The following is a 13,458-nucleotide window of genomic DNA, read 5'->3' as shown; positions in this document are numbered from 1 at the left end:
CCCTCCCTCAACCCTGGAGATCTCCCATGGCCACGGTCCATGTCGTCCTCGCACGCGTCAACGGCCGCGCCGACACCGGCGCCACCATGCCTATCCCGATGTCTCAGTCGACCGCCGACGAGACGGTCACCTCGACCGTCAACTCGGTGGCGGTCCCCGGCCTGGCTGGGGAGTTGGGCCAGTGCTGGAGCCTCACCGTCACCGGCGGGAACATCTGGGCGCGTTTCAGCAGCAGCGGCGATGACGCCGGCGTCGACGTCGGCTGGCTGATCCTCGACGGCCAGACCCGCGAGTTCGCGGTCACGGTCGCGGGAGAAAGCCTCGAAATCAAGGACGCCTAGCGCGTCCCGCCGCCGCCGCCCGCCGCTCCCCCGACCCAAGAGGATCCCCGCCCCATGGCTACGCCTGTTCTCAAGCCGTACCGCGCCTATCGCGACCGCTACGTCGCGGCCGGCGATGCGCCGATCGATCTCTTCGCGCATATGGTCCCGAGCGGCATGGGCGCGCCGACCGCGTGCTCGATCTCCTGGACCACGGGGACGGCGGGCCATTGGGATCGGACGGGCGGCTCCGTGGCGGCCTCGTCGGCCGGGGACACGGCCAACCTGTCGGACGGCGAGTACGTGGCGACGGTCACCATGACCTGGTCGACCTTCGCCGCGCCGAACGATGTGGCCTCGGCCGAGCTGCGGGTCATCTGCCCGCCGACGAGCGTCTATGTCGACCTGGCGACTGGCGATGACAGTGATCCCGGTACGTCGGCAGGCGCTTGTTGGGCTCACAGCCCCGATGACGTCAACGTCACGCCGGGCTCGACCGCCGCCAACTACACGGCCTCGGGCCTGACGCTCTGCGTCCACAAGAACGGCGGCCTGATCCGCTCGTCCTATGTCGCCGGCGACGCCAATCTGATCAACGCCACCGGCGTCGGCTGGGGAACCGGCGACGTGGCCGAGATCACCGGGGCGGACCTGCTGCCGGCGCACACCGCGCCGAGCTCGGGCGAGGTGTTCGCCAATCCCCGGATCGCCAATATCCGGAAGTTCACGCTCTCGAGCCCCTTCACCAAGGGCCGGTTCCTGATCGACCGCGACCTGGCCGACGGGCTGATCCAGTGGGCGCAATGGCCCGCGGTCGGGAGCGATCCCTACAAGTACGCGGCCGACCCTTTCGTCAATGAAACGCGCGGCATGTATGTCGTGCCGGTCAGCGCCTACGTCGTCGCCGGCACGGCCAGCACCTTCACGGTCCCGGTCGCCCTGCGCGCCGCCTTCGACGCCGAGTTCGGCGCGAACTCCGTCGTGGGCGCGGTGCTGATCCTGCCGGGGTCGGGCAACTTCCTGTCCCGCAAGTTGATCACCGCCCACACCGGCGGGACCTATGTCATGACCTTCGACATCGGCTCGTCCTATGACACCGACACCGGCGAGGTCTACGAGAACGGGACCACGGGCGCCTCGGCCGTCCAGATCGTCGGCCACCCGGCCTCGATCAAGGCGCCCGACCAGTTCGCGTGGAAGGCCGACGCCTTCACGAGCGCGACCCCGGTGATCTACGCCGAGTTCAGCAGCGGCGCGGCGCCCGAAATCATGACCCGGCACACGGGCATGGACGCCAGCGGCGTCTCGAGCGGGGCGATCTACGGCTTCAAGTTGTCCGGCTTCGTCGGCGCCGGGGTCAACGACAAGCAGGGTAGCGGTGTGGCCGTCGACCGAGTCGGCGGGACCTGGCGCTATGACGTGCTCGACATCACCGGGGAGTTCTTCACCTGCGTGGACGGCGGCAAGTCCGCCCTGGTCAGGTTCTCGAACACCGGCCTGGCGACCGGCTGCATCGTGCAGGGCAACGATCTGCAGCACAGCGTCGGGGTCGGGCTGGTCCGGGCCACCAGCTCGGGCAACAACGGCTGCCACTTCTACGGCAATTCCTCCGACCGCTGCACGGTGACGACCTTCTACGTCGCCAACGGCAACTTGACGACCATCGTCGAGCTGAACGAGGCGACGGGGGGATCGGGGCCGCACGCCAACATCTATTCGTTCTACGAGAACCCCTACCTGACCTTCCGCTACAACTACGGCGAAGGTTGCCGCCCGCTCACGGTGTCGAACGCCGCGATCGTCAGCCACGACAACATGCTGATCATGGACGACCTGGCGCAGGGCGCGGCGATCTACGGCGGCTCGGGTCACAGCTTCGCGCGCGACACCTGGCTGCGCGCGCCTGGCGTGGCCAGCACCGCTAAGGCCCTATCGGCCGGCGGCCCGGCGGTGATCTCCACCTTCGAGGATTGCATCATCGACGGCCTGACGGGCGGGGCGGGCGCGACCTTCACCGGCTGCCTGCTCACCAACCGGGCGACGGCCGGCGAGGCGATCGACGCCAATGTCGCCCCCGACACCGGCAACACCTATGTGCCCAACCTCTGGACCGGCACGCTGTTGCCGAGCTGGAAGGCGATCCTCGGCACGGGGCCGCATGGCCGCGACTACCTCTACGGGATCTCGTACCTGACCATCACCAACCAGGTCGACATCGCGCTCTCGACCGTGGTCGAGCATGGCTGGGTCCAGGTCACGACGGACGGAACCAAGACCCTGACGCCGCAGGCCGGACTCGAGTACCGCACCAACACGGTGACCGGCGACGCCGGCGCGACCGCCTGGACCTCGACGCCGGGGTCGGTGACCAGCGGCATGTGGCTCAACTTCCGCCTCACGTCCTCGGCGAGCAATCTCGGGGCGGTCGCCAAGACCATCGACTTCGGCGAGAGCAACGTCTTCACCTGGACGGTGACCACGGCGCGGGCCAATGCCTGGCCGGGCGTGAACATCGACAGCACGACGCCGGATGAATGGCGTCTCGCGACCTCAAGCGCGCTCGGGACCGACAGCCGGTACGCGACCGTGTGCTTCGTGATCAAGCCGACCGCCTGGGTCAACTCGACGACCTTCGTTGGCCACTACACCGGAAACACGACCTTTCGGGTCGAGCTGCTCAATACGCGGAAGCTCCGCTTCAGCAGCTTCCGGAACAACACCTCGACCTCGATCATATCGTCGTTCGACAGCTCCACGGCCTTCGCCGCGCCGGGCGGTGCGCCGTTCGAGATCGCCGTCGCCATGACTGTGGACATGAACGCCGCGGACTTCGCCGCCGGGGTGAAGGTCTATGTCGACGTGGGCGCGGGCTGGGTCTCGCACGCCACCACCTCGCCCTCCACATTCCTGGGGAGCGGCGCCCATGACATTGGCTGGAGCATCGCGAACAACCTCTTTCGGGTGGGCGGCGCGGCGATCGACGGCGTGCTGGCCATGGCCTATGTCCACCGCGAGTGGATCGATCTCACCGACGCTGCGGTGCGCGACAAGATCAGCGCCCTGCGGATGGGCGGGGCCAGCGACGGCTCGAGCCTGACGGGAACGCAGCCCCTGATCTTCCTGGTGGGCGACGAGGCCTATTGGGATGCCTCCGGCGCCGGGGCGGTCAACAATCGGGGGACCGCGGCCGACTTCACCAAGCAGGGTTCGACGGACGTAACGCCGGCGACCGGGTACGGCACGACCTGGCCGCCCTACACCTATGCCACGGCCGTCTCCGACCTCTCGGGTCCGGCCGGCGTCGTCGGGGTGGCGCGCGAGTACAGCGTCGACTTCAACGGCGCCCTCGCCAACCCGGCCACGGTCACCCTGTCGGACGGCGGGGCCGGCGGCACGTTCACGCCGGCGTCGCTGGACTTCGACCCGGCCGCCGAGCCGGTCGCCCAGACCTTCGACTATGAGCCGGCCGGGACGGGAACCGTGACCATCACGGCGGCGGCCACGGGCTTCACCTCCGACACCCTGGCCGTCGTCGTCTCGGCGCCGCAGGCGACCGGCTACACGTTCGCGGCCGACGACACGAGCGTGAACGTCGGGGACCCGGTCGAGCTGACCCTGGTCCTGAACGGCGGCAACGAGGACGGGACCGCCTTCGGCTTCTCCCTGGCCGGCGGCTCGGGGGTGTTCGACGAGAACCCGGCCGTCCTGGTGGCGGGCCTGACCACCCTGTCCCTGACCTTCGTGCCCAGCACCGCCGGCACGATCACCATTACCCCGGACAATACCGAGGGGCTGACGGATCCGGCGGCGATCGACATCGTGGTCAGCGCGCCGGCCGTTGGCGTCGTGGCCACGGCCCGGCCACGCCTGGCCCTACGCCTGGGCCTGGGCCTCTAGCGGTCGGCGGCCTCGGCGAAGCGCGCTGCCGGCGAGACCGAACCCGACGATCATCATCGCCCAGGTCGAAGGCTCCGGAATGCCGCCGGTGATGAAGAGGTTGTCGAGCGTGACGGAGTCGCCAAGCGCCGCCCCGTCTCCAACTTGATAGATCTTCAGGGATCGGATTCCGCCGCCGGCGAAGTGGGCCCCGAAGGTGTTGTTGACCCCCTGAGCCGGCCCGGCGGTGTGGGTGTATTCCTCGGCGCGTAGCAGCACATTGAAGGCGTCATAGGCCTCGATCCGGATCCCGGCGGCTCCGTTGCCAAAGGCCTGAATTCCCGCCTGGCCGACGTCGGCGCCGAAGGTGATGTAGATCGCGTTGGCCTCGGCGAAGGTCCCTTCGAGGCCCTCGTTGCTGATCGAGGTAATCGCGAAGGGATCCAGGGCGGCCGGATGGGAAATGGCCACCGCCTTGGCGTTGGAGAAGGTCACGCCCTGGGCCGCGTAGTAGGACCCGAGCTCGAAGCCATCGCTCAGCTCTGAGAAGTCGAAGAGGGTCCCAGCCCCGGCCGGGGCCGCGACGGCGATCGTGGCGGCGGCGGTCAGCGCGCCCAGCGCCCCGCGCGTAGAGCTCAGCATCATCAGACTCCCAGTAGGTTGTGTTGCGCGCACCCTCACGCCCTGGCGTTGACTCTGTCAATCGCCCTCGCGCCAGCGGCGAACCCGGTTCGCTGCTTCGCGCGGCCCCTGGGTCGCCGGCGAATTCCTGAACATCAGTAGAGGGAGGCCCCATGCCTTATCGAGATCCAGACTGGCTGGTCTGGTGGCGCGACGCCGCGCCCGCGCTGGCCGGGGGGCTCATGGCCGCCCTGCTGATCGCGGTGCAGTTCCTCGCCGCGCCGCGCCCCTGGCCCCCCGGCCACATCACACGCGGCCTGGTGGAGACCTTGGCGGCCTGGATCGTCGGGACCCTGGCCGGGATCTACTTCGGCCCCTGGGTCGCCTCCCTGGCGCACCTGACGGGCCCTGAGGCCATCGGCGGGGTGAAGGTGATCGTCGCTGTCATCGGCTGGCGCGCGCTCCCCCTGGCGGCCGACCTGGCGATGAAGGTCGCCGGCAAGCGAGCGGAGAAGCTGGGATGACCGATACCGATTGGATCACCGTCATCGCCCTGGCGATCGCCTCGATGGCCACGGCGGCGCGCGCCTACCTGCAGTCGCCCCGCCTGACCTTCATGCCCAACGCCCCGGTGCTGGAGTGCCTGGTCTACGACCTGCTCGCCGGCGCGGCCGGGCTGCGGGCCTGGATCCTCTACGAGGGCCAGCGTCACGCCAGCATGAGCGAGAGCTTCCTCGCCGTGGCCCTGGCCGCCGTCGCCGCGATCGGGCTCTTCAAGGTGCTGTTCTACTCGCGCCAATCGCCGGCCGCCCTCGAGGCCGCCGCGCGGGAGAGGACCGCCCTATGGCCACGCCTCTGATCACCGTCACCCAACTGCGGCTGTTCGCGCCCCGGTGCGACTATCTGGCGATCGCCCCGCACCTCTCGGCCGCCTGCGCCGAGGCGTCGATCGACACGCCGCGCGAGCTGCGCCACTTCATGTCGCAGACCCATCATGAGAGCCAGGGCTTCACCCGCTGGGTCGAGAACCTCTCCTGGTCGACTCCGGAGCGGCTCGACGCCTTCTTCGCCTCGGTGCGCGGGACGGCCGACGCCAAGGCGCTGATCGCCAAGGGGCCTCAGGCCATCGCCAACCGGATCTACGCCGGCAAGGGCGGCAACCGCGACGAGGCCTCGGGCGACGGCTGGCGGTTCCGCGGGCGGTCGCCGATCCAGCTTTCGCTGCGCGCGAACTACGTGCTGGCCAAGGCCTGGACCGGCGTCGACCTGGTCAAGCATCCCGAGCTGGCCAGCGGATTCCAACTCGGCTGCAGGATCGCCGCCCTCTGGTGGCGGGCGAACGGTCTCAATGAGATCGTCGCGGCCGACCCCGGCGAGCGGGCCTCGATCGAGCTGATCGATGCGCGGATCACGGCCAACGAAATCGACGACGCCCTGCAGGCCACGCGCCGCATCAATGGCGGGAAGAACGGGCTCGACGATCGGATCCGCAAGCTGCGCCTGGCCGCGACCATCTGGCGGGACTGACCCGCCTTCAACCGGAGACTGACATGAAACTCCCCCTGATCGCGGCCCTCGCCGCGTGCCTCCTGTCGGCTTGCTCGCCGCTCAGCCGGGCCATGGTTCCCGACCTCGGCCAGCTCGAGGTGCGGGTGAAGCCGAAGATCACCTGCAGCTCCGTCGCGCAGCGCGTGGCGGCGGCCGGCCCGCTCGAGGCGGCGCAGATCTTCGCCCTGTTCGGCGCGTGCGAAGAGTCCCAGGCCGGGACCATGGTCGACCTGCAGGCCGGCCGCGACGTCGGCCTGCCGCTCGTTCCCAACTGATCTGACCAGACCCGCGCCGGCGCCTGCTTACCTGGCGACGGCGCGTGGATCCGCCGCGCGTTCGGGGGATCGCCCGCGCGGATCTCGGAGACGCCCTCGGCCCATGGCCGGGGGCGTTTTTGCGTTTGGGCTCAGGCCGCCTCGAGAGCTTTCCTGGCCGCAGCGACCAGAAAGCCCGACCGCGTGTAGCCATGCGCCTCCGCGTAGGCGTCGATCTGGCGCAGCGCGTCGTCGGGGATCGTCACATTGACCCGAACGGCCTTGGCCTTGGCGTCGACCGGAATCAGGATGGCGACACCGTCGCGGTTCTCAGGGTCGCGCATGACCGCCTCGAGCGAGCTCGGCTCGGGGAGTGCGTCGCCATCCTCGACCATGCCCTCGATGTGCAAGGCCAGGGCCTCGGCGCCCATGGCGCGCGCTTCGTCCAGGGTGGCGCCGGCCGAAACGCAGCCGGGAAAATCCGGAAAGGAGACGCCATATTCGCTGGCCGGATCCTTGTGGATCAAGGCGATGTAGTGGGCCATCTGTTCTACCTCAGTTTCACGCCGGACTGTCGCTCGATGGAACGGAGCGTCCCGACCGGCAAGTCCTTCTTGGGGTGCGGCACCGTCACGCGACCGGTCTTCTCCGGGTGCTTGAACTGAACGTGCGATCCCTTTTGGGTCACCTTGACCCATCCGGCGGCTTCGATCGCTGAAATGATGTCGCGGCTGTTCATGTGTTTATATACACACTATCCCGAGCCGCATGTCAACTAAGCGATGGGGATAAATACACACGTTTCAGGATTTAGCTTGGGGGTTCCGCCTCGACCCTTGGTCCCACTTCGGCGACTCGAGGCTGGCCGTCCGCCACGCCGATCAGGAAGAACTCGCCGCCGACGAGCTGCGCGATTTGCCACTCGGTGTCGTCTGGAAAGAACCGGATCCAGTAGAGGCCATCGGGGCGGGGGAAGGTCATGTTCATTCCTTGGGATCGAGGATAATGCCGCGGGCCCGCAGCCAGGCCGGCGGTTCATCGAACGGCTTGGCGGTGATCATCGCCTCGTACTTGTGCATGCCGGGGGCGATTGCAGCGATGCGGGCCTGTCCGCTGCAGGCGGCGTTGGGGCATTTCATCGTGCGGTCCCAAAGGCTGTAGAGCGGCCCGCGCATGCAGATGATCGGGTCGAGCGAGATATTCACTGCAACCCGGCAGTGAGGGCAATCGCTGCGGATCTTCCACTTGTTGGCGCGCATCAGGCCGACCGTTTCGCCATGGTGGCGGCGAGCTGAGAGCGGAACGCGGTCGGGGTTCTTGGAGCCCATGGAACCGAAGCGGTACGCCAAGAGAACGAAGAAAGTCTAGTCACAGGTTCGCGAAATGTTCTCGTCGCGCGCCGGCCCGATTAGGCGGCCCGCGAACCCGGTTCGCCATTTACACGGTCGCTGTAAGTCATTGATCTTTCGTGGCCGATCTCGGCCACATTTACAGGCAAGGCATTGAATTCGCGGGCGGTCCCAACGCTTTTGGTACCGTCATTCTAGGTTCGAGTCCTAGTTCCCCAGCCAACGCCTCCCAAAACCTGGAGCGATGCTCGCGGCTAGCCCGCCAGGGTCTGGGTCAGGGCGCGGACGAACAGGCCGATCTGGATCAGGGCCAGGGCGACCATGCCGGCGAGGATGAAGGTCAGGCCGCTGCGGGCCAGGTGGAGGGCGTTGCGACGCGGGCGCACGGTGGACTCCTTTGGGACGACGCTAGGTTCGTAGCGCCATCCCGCGCAAGTCGCGGGCCACTGGCCTAGGCGGCGCCGAGCCCGATCCCCGGACCCTGCGGCGGGCGGGCGTCGCCGCCGTTCAGCGCCTTCTGCATCCAGACGATGTCGACCCAGCGGCCGTGCTTGAAGCCGAAGCTCTTGCCCACACCGGAAGGCTCGAAGCCCAGGGCGCGGTGCAGGCCGATGGAGCCGGCGTTGCCGCTGTCGCCGATCACCGCCACCACCTGGCGGATCCCCAAGGCCTCGCAGTCCGCCAACACCTGGGACAGCACCGCCTTGCCGACGCCGCGGCCCATGGCGTCGGGGGCGATATAGACGCTGTCCTCCACCGTATAGCGATAGGCCGCGCGGGGGCGGAACGGACCGGCATAGGCGAAGCCCAGCACCTGGCCGGCGTCTTCCGCGACCAGATAAGGCAGGCCGCGCTCGACGATGGCGGCGCGGCGGCCGACCATGTCGTCCACGCTCGGCGGGACCTCCTCGAAGGTGCCGAAGCCGTGCAGCACGTGGTGGCCGTAGATCGCGGCGAGCGCTGGGGCGTCGGTTTCTAGGGATGGCCTGACGATCATTTCTCCCAGCCCCGCTCCGCCGCCCAGATGGCGAAGGCGTAGTCGAGGGCGATCTCCTTGAGGAAGTCGAATCGGCCCGAGGCGCCGCCGTGGCCCGCCTCCATGTTGATCTTGAGCAGCATGGGCGCACGGCCTGTGGTGTTTTCACGCAGCTTGGCCACCCATTTCTGCGGCTCCCAATAGGTGACGCGCGGGTCGGACAGGCCGCCGGTGGCCAGGATCGCCGGGTAGGGCCGGGGCGCGACCCGGTCATAGGGGCTGTAGGACGCGATGCGATCGTAGGCGGCCGCGTCCTCGATGGGATTGCCCCATTCGGGCCATTCCGGCGGGGTGAGGGGCAGGGTGGTGTCGCTCATGGTGTTCAGCACGTCGACGAAGGGGACGGCGGCGATGACCCCGCTCCACAGCTCCGGCCGCAGGTTGGCGACCGCGCCCATCAGCATGCCGCCCGCCGAGCCGCCATAGGCCGCCATCTCGCCCAACGCCCCGTAGCCGTTGGCGGCCAGGTGTTCGGCGCAGGCGATGAAGTCGGTGAAGGTGTTGGCCTTCTTCTCCTTGCGCCCGTCGAGGAACCAGCCCCAGCCCTTGTCGGACCCGCCGCGCACATGGGCCACGGCCCAGATCCAGCCCCGGTCGACCAGGCTCAGGTTGCGGATCGAGAAGCTGGGCTCCATGGCGTGGCCGTAGGAGCCGTAGCCGTAGAGCAGAAGGGGCGCCGAGCCGTCCAGCGGGGTGTCCTTCAGCATCAGGACCGTGATCGGCACCTCGGCGCCGTCGCTGGCGGTGGCGTAGAGCCGCCGCGCCACGTACCTGGCCGGATCGTGGCCGGAGGGGATCTCCTGGGTCTTGCGCAGGGTCCGTTCGCGCGTGGTCATGTCGTAGTCGAACCACTGACGGGGCGTGGTCGGCGACTGGTAGACGAAGCGCGTCAGGGTGGTCTCGTACTCGTAGCCGCCCTCCAGCGAGAGGGCGTAGGCCTCCTCGTCGAAGGCCACCACGTGCTCGGCGCCGTCGCGGGCCATGACCACGATCTCGTCCAGGGCGTTGACCCGCTGGGCGCGGACCAGGTGGCTCTCGAAGGCCGCGAAGCCGGTGATGTAGCGGCCGGGTTCGTGGGCGATGAAGTCGGTCCAGGTGGACCTGGCCGGGATTTCGGCGCTCGAGGTGGCCAGCTTGAAGTCCACGGCCCCGTCGTCATTGGTGCGGATCACCCAGCGGTCGGTCCAATGGTCGAGGTCGTACTTCACACCCACCCGTCGGGGTTCGGCCACGAAGGGCGGCCGGGTCGGGTCGCCGGCCGGGATCAGCCAGATCTCGGTGGTCTCCTGGTTGCCCACGTGGACGACCATGTGGCTGTCGTCGGAGGTCTTGCCGACCCCCAGGAACATGCCCTCGTCCTTCTCCTCGTAGACGAGCACGTCCTCGCCGCCGCGGGCCGGGCGGCGGAAGACCTTGGAGGGGCGGGCGTTCTCGTCGCGCCAGATCCAGAACAGCCACTGGCTGTCGGGCGAGAAGGTGAAGTCGCCATAGGCGCTGTCGATCTGGAAGGGCAGGGTCCCGCCGGTCGCCAGGTCCTTGATCCGGATCGTGTAGTACTCCGAGCCCTGCTCGTCGGCGGCCCAGGCGTAGAGCCGGTGGTCGGGGCTGTGATGGGCGGCGCCGACCTGGAAGAAGGCCTTGCCCTTGGCCATGGCGTCCTCATCCAGCAGCACCACCTCGCCGTCGGACCGTCCGCGCGGGCGGCGGCCGTGGACCGGATGCTCGGCGCCGAATTCGTAGCGCACATAGTAGTCCCAGGCGCCGTCGGAGGCGGGGACCGAGCTGTCGTCCTCCTTGATGCGCCCCTTCATCTCGGCGAAGAGCTGCGCCTGCAGCGCCTCCGTGCCGGCCAGCATGGCCTTGGTGTAGGCGTTCTCCGCGTCCAGGTGCTCGCGGATGTCGGCGCGCAGGACCTTGGGGTCGCGCAGCACCTCCTTCCAGTTGTCGTCCTTCATCCAGGCGTAGTCGTCGGTGCGCGTGCGCCCGAGCTGTTCGATGACCTTGGGATCACGGCGGGCGACGGGAGGTTTAGGAGCGCTCATGGCCCGCTACATGCGACGCCGCGCGCGGGCTCTCAAGGCCCTCTTGGCCGGGCGACGCCGCACCTGCGCCACATATTAAGGCGCCGCGCTCCGGTCAGCAGATCGTGAACGGCGGGAACCCGGTGCCGATGCAGGTCATCCTGTAGGGGATAGGCTTTGATTTCACAGGGATTTTCACGGCCACGCCGGTCTCCGACTCGCCGATGGCGCGGCGATCTGGCGCAGGCCGGGGCCGGGCGGCGGGCTAGTCGTTAACCATGTTCTTAAACAACTAGTGGAGTGTCTGGGGCGTAGATTCCGTAGCGTAGAAGGGGGCGTCGAAATGGTCATGGACCTTTCAGTGGAGCTGATCCACGCGACGGTTCAACTCGAGCAGCCGTTGGGCGATGGCACGCGCACGGTCGGCACGGGATTCCTCATCACGTCCGCGGGCCCCGACGGGGCGCCGCGCACGGTCCTCGTCACCGCCAACCACGTCCTGTCGCGCATGCCGGGCGCCGAGGCGCGGATCGGCTACCGCATCGCCAATCCCGACGGCAGCTGGAGCTATTCGCCCCAGACCGTCCGCATCCGCGACGCCGGCGGCGGCAAGCTCTGGACCGCCCATCCGTCCCGCGACGTCGCCGCCATTTCGATCACCGCGCCCGAGCCCTTCGCCAAGGCCGCGATCCCGCTGTCATGGCTGGCCGAGGACGACACCTTCGCCGCCAACAAGGTCGGCGCCGGCGACGAGATGATGGCGCTGGGCTTCCCCCGCGGCCTGGCCGCCAACCAGGCGGGCTTCCCGATCCTGCGGGCCGGCCGCGTGGCGTCGTTCCCGGTGGCCCCGGCCAAGGTCTTCCCGACCTTCCTCCTCGACTTCTCCGTCTTCCCGGGCAATTCCGGCGGGCCGGTGTTCATGTCCCAGGCCGCCCGTCGCCGCCTGGGTGCATCCGAGGCCACGGAGGTCCAGTTCATCGCAGGCCTGCTGACCCAGCAGGTGGAGCTGAACAGCGAACGCCTGGAGATTGGCATCGTCACCCACGCCAAGTTCATCCGCGAGACCATCTCCCTGATCGACAACCCCGCCGCCCCGGTCACCCAGGCGCGCACCGAGGTGTTCGCGGGGGCCAAGGCGGCGTCGGCGGAAGAGGCCCTGGCGCGGGACTAAGACGCCGAGCCGTCGATAGCCCTCGGCGAATAGACGAACTCCAGCTTGAGCCCGTCGGGGTCGGCGAAGAACACCGCGTAGTAGGGATCGCCGTAGCGCGGATAGTCGGCCGGAGCGTCCAGGATTTCGGCGCCGATCTCCAGCAGCAGGGCATGGAGGGCGTCGACATCGTCACGGCTCTCGGCGGTCCAGGCCACATGGTGCAGGCCTGGCGAATAGCGGTCGTGGGGGCGGTCCAGGTCGTGGGCCTTGACTATCCCGACAGAGCAGAATCCCTCGGGCGTCTTCAGGTCGAGATCGAAGCCGCGGGGATGATCGTCGACCAGGCGGTAGCCCAGGAACCCCAGGACGCTCGCGTAGAAGTTCCGCGAGGCCCAGGGATCCTGAACGGTCAGATCCAGATGGTGGATCGAACCGCGCAAGGGGCGCCTACGCCCCGTAGATGACCGAGATCGTCTCGGCGATGCAGGCGGGCTTGGCCTCGCCCTCGATCTCGATGGTGCATTCGTTCTTGAGCTGCATGCCGCCGGCCTTGGGCTCGGCGCCGATCAGCTTCTGGCGCATGCGCACGCGCTTGCCGACGCGGACCATGTTGATGAAGCGGACCTTGTCGGAGCCATAGTTGATGCCGCGGGTCACGCCCTTCACCGGCAGCATGCCGGCGCCCAGCATCGGGATCAGGGAGAGGGTCAGGTAGCCGTGGGCGATCGGGCCGCCGATTTCCTTGGTGGCGCGCTCGACGTCAATATGGATCCACTGATGGTCGCCGGTGGCTTCAGCGAACTGGTTGACCCGCTCCTGGCTGATCTCGACCCAATCCGACACGCCGACTTCCTGGCCAACCAGGCCGGGCAGGTCCTTGAACTCCACCGGGTTCATCGTCTTCTCCCTCATTTTGAAACAGGTGTTCGAGGGATAAGCGTCCGCTCGGAGCCGAGCAAGGCTTTGACGTGGCCGTTTCCGACTTTAAACAGCGCCTCATGCAACGCGCTCTCTCCGTCAGCCGGCTGACCGGCAACAAATCCACCTTCCCCGACTGGTACCAGGCCATCGTGCGCGAGGCCGACATGGCCGAGCTGTCGCCGGTGCGCGGCTCGATGATCATCAAGCCCTGGGGTTACGGCGTCTGGGAGCGGATCCAGCAGACCATGGACCGGCGCATCAAGGCGATGGGCGTCGACAACTGCTACTTCCCGCTGTTCATCCCCCTGGGCTTCTTCGCCAAGGAGGCCGAGCACGTGGAGGGCTTCGCCAAGGAGATG

Annotated in this window: 17 protein-coding genes and 1 pseudogene; 8 read left to right on the top strand and 10 right to left on the bottom strand. The window is 68.2% G+C overall.

The features are described 5' to 3' along the window. The first annotated feature begins 26 nt into the window (after positions 1 to 26). Both Q8Q77_RS07825 and Q8Q77_RS07820 read left to right on the top strand, forming a co-directional pair. On the top strand, positions 27 to 341 hold the full coding sequence (locus tag Q8Q77_RS07825; RefSeq protein ID WP_305582842.1) for a hypothetical protein: 315 nt from the start codon (positions 27 to 29) through the stop codon (positions 339 to 341). A 54-nt stretch (positions 342 to 395) separates the two neighbouring features. Next, positions 396 to 4,217 (top strand): hypothetical protein, encoded by a 3,822-nt coding sequence (locus Q8Q77_RS07820; protein ID WP_305582840.1) that lies wholly within the window; start codon positions 396 to 398, stop codon positions 4,215 to 4,217. Here the strand turns inward: Q8Q77_RS07820 and Q8Q77_RS07815 are convergent. Continuing rightward, a complete protein-coding gene (locus Q8Q77_RS07815; RefSeq protein WP_305582838.1) occupies positions 4,194 to 4,838 on the bottom strand; it encodes a PEPxxWA-CTERM sorting domain-containing protein in 645 nt (214 codons plus the stop codon). The genes Q8Q77_RS07820 and Q8Q77_RS07815 overlap by 24 nt on opposite strands. Before the next feature lie 152 nt (positions 4,839 to 4,990). On the opposite strand from Q8Q77_RS07815, the gene Q8Q77_RS07810 reads away from it, so the two are divergent. From Q8Q77_RS07810 to Q8Q77_RS07795, 4 genes are read left to right on the top strand one after another with little or no spacing between them, the layout of a single operon-like run. Further along, positions 4,991 to 5,341 (top strand): hypothetical protein, encoded by a 351-nt coding sequence (locus Q8Q77_RS07810; RefSeq protein ID WP_305582836.1) that lies wholly within the window; start codon positions 4,991 to 4,993, stop codon positions 5,339 to 5,341. After that, positions 5,338 to 5,676 (top strand): hypothetical protein, encoded by a 339-nt coding sequence (locus Q8Q77_RS07805; RefSeq protein ID WP_305582834.1) that lies wholly within the window; start codon positions 5,338 to 5,340, stop codon positions 5,674 to 5,676. The genes Q8Q77_RS07810 and Q8Q77_RS07805 overlap by 4 nt, the downstream gene beginning before the upstream one ends. Continuing rightward, positions 5,661 to 6,344: a hypothetical protein gene (locus Q8Q77_RS07800; RefSeq protein ID WP_305582832.1), complete on the top strand. Its 684-nt coding sequence runs from the start codon at positions 5,661 to 5,663 to the stop codon at positions 6,342 to 6,344. The genes Q8Q77_RS07805 and Q8Q77_RS07800 overlap by 16 nt, the downstream gene beginning before the upstream one ends. A 23-nt stretch (positions 6,345 to 6,367) precedes the next feature. Further along, a complete protein-coding gene (locus Q8Q77_RS07795) occupies positions 6,368 to 6,640 on the top strand; it encodes a hypothetical protein (RefSeq protein WP_305582830.1) in 273 nt (90 codons plus the stop codon). A 131-nt stretch (positions 6,641 to 6,771) separates the two neighbouring features. Here the strand turns inward: Q8Q77_RS07795 and Q8Q77_RS07790 are convergent, their stop codons facing one another. The 7 genes from Q8Q77_RS07790 to Q8Q77_RS07760 form a co-directional block, all read right to left on the bottom strand. After that, positions 6,772 to 7,164 (bottom strand): type II toxin-antitoxin system HicB family antitoxin, encoded by a 393-nt coding sequence (locus tag Q8Q77_RS07790; protein WP_305582828.1) that lies wholly within the window; start codon positions 7,162 to 7,164, stop codon positions 6,772 to 6,774. 5 nt (positions 7,165 to 7,169) lie between these two features. Next, positions 7,170 to 7,358 (bottom strand): type II toxin-antitoxin system HicA family toxin, encoded by a 189-nt coding sequence (locus tag Q8Q77_RS07785; RefSeq protein WP_305582826.1) that lies wholly within the window; start codon positions 7,356 to 7,358, stop codon positions 7,170 to 7,172. A gap of 71 nt (positions 7,359 to 7,429) precedes the next feature. Continuing rightward, on the bottom strand, positions 7,430 to 7,606 hold the full coding sequence (locus tag Q8Q77_RS07780; RefSeq protein ID WP_305582824.1) for a hypothetical protein: 177 nt from the start codon (positions 7,604 to 7,606) through the stop codon (positions 7,430 to 7,432). Beyond that, positions 7,603 to 7,947 carry a hypothetical protein gene (locus Q8Q77_RS07775; RefSeq protein ID WP_305582822.1) on the bottom strand — a complete coding sequence of 115 codons (345 nt, stop codon included), beginning with the start codon at positions 7,945 to 7,947 and terminating at the stop codon, positions 7,603 to 7,605. The genes Q8Q77_RS07780 and Q8Q77_RS07775 overlap by 4 nt, the downstream gene beginning before the upstream one ends. A 275-nt stretch (positions 7,948 to 8,222) precedes the next feature. Beyond that, entirely contained in the window at positions 8,223 to 8,354 is a 132-nt protein-coding gene (locus Q8Q77_RS07770; protein ID WP_305582820.1) for a hypothetical protein, read from the bottom strand. A 65-nt stretch (positions 8,355 to 8,419) separates the two neighbouring features. After that, positions 8,420 to 8,965, bottom strand: a complete 546-nt coding sequence (locus tag Q8Q77_RS07765) for a GNAT family N-acetyltransferase (protein ID WP_305582818.1) — start codon at positions 8,963 to 8,965, stop codon at positions 8,420 to 8,422. Further along, positions 8,962 to 11,046, bottom strand: a complete 2,085-nt coding sequence (locus Q8Q77_RS07760) for a S9 family peptidase (protein WP_305582816.1) — start codon at positions 11,044 to 11,046, stop codon at positions 8,962 to 8,964. The genes Q8Q77_RS07765 and Q8Q77_RS07760 overlap by 4 nt, the downstream gene beginning before the upstream one ends. Before the next feature lie 328 nt (positions 11,047 to 11,374). Between Q8Q77_RS07760 and Q8Q77_RS07755 the strand changes: the two genes are divergently transcribed. Beyond that, positions 11,375 to 12,196, top strand: a complete 822-nt coding sequence (locus tag Q8Q77_RS07755) for a serine protease (RefSeq protein ID WP_371130426.1) — start codon at positions 11,375 to 11,377, stop codon at positions 12,194 to 12,196. On the opposite strand, the gene Q8Q77_RS07750 is transcribed toward Q8Q77_RS07755, so the two are convergent. Together Q8Q77_RS07750 and Q8Q77_RS07745 are read right to left on the bottom strand one after the other, a co-directional pair. After that, positions 12,193 to 12,618, bottom strand: coding sequence for a VOC family protein (locus tag Q8Q77_RS07750; protein WP_305582812.1), 426 nt, complete (start codon positions 12,616 to 12,618; stop codon positions 12,193 to 12,195). The two genes, Q8Q77_RS07755 and Q8Q77_RS07750, sit on opposite strands and share 4 nt — an antisense overlap. 7 nt (positions 12,619 to 12,625) lie before the next feature. Beyond that, positions 12,626 to 13,075 carry a MaoC family dehydratase gene (locus tag Q8Q77_RS07745; RefSeq protein WP_305582810.1) on the bottom strand — a complete coding sequence of 150 codons (450 nt, stop codon included), beginning with the start codon at positions 13,073 to 13,075 and terminating at the stop codon, positions 12,626 to 12,628. Between the two features lie 101 nt (positions 13,076 to 13,176). Between Q8Q77_RS07745 and Q8Q77_RS07740 the strand changes: the two are divergent. Next, a pseudogene (locus Q8Q77_RS07740) lies at positions 13,177 to 13,458 on the top strand (proline--tRNA ligase); the annotation flags it as partial.

Source organism: Phenylobacterium sp. (assembly GCF_030698145.1).
Classification (GTDB): domain Bacteria; phylum Pseudomonadota; class Alphaproteobacteria; order Caulobacterales; family Caulobacteraceae; genus Phenylobacterium.
The sequence above is the reverse complement of the archived record's forward strand: the minus strand, read 5'-3'. Positions and strand labels throughout refer to the sequence as shown.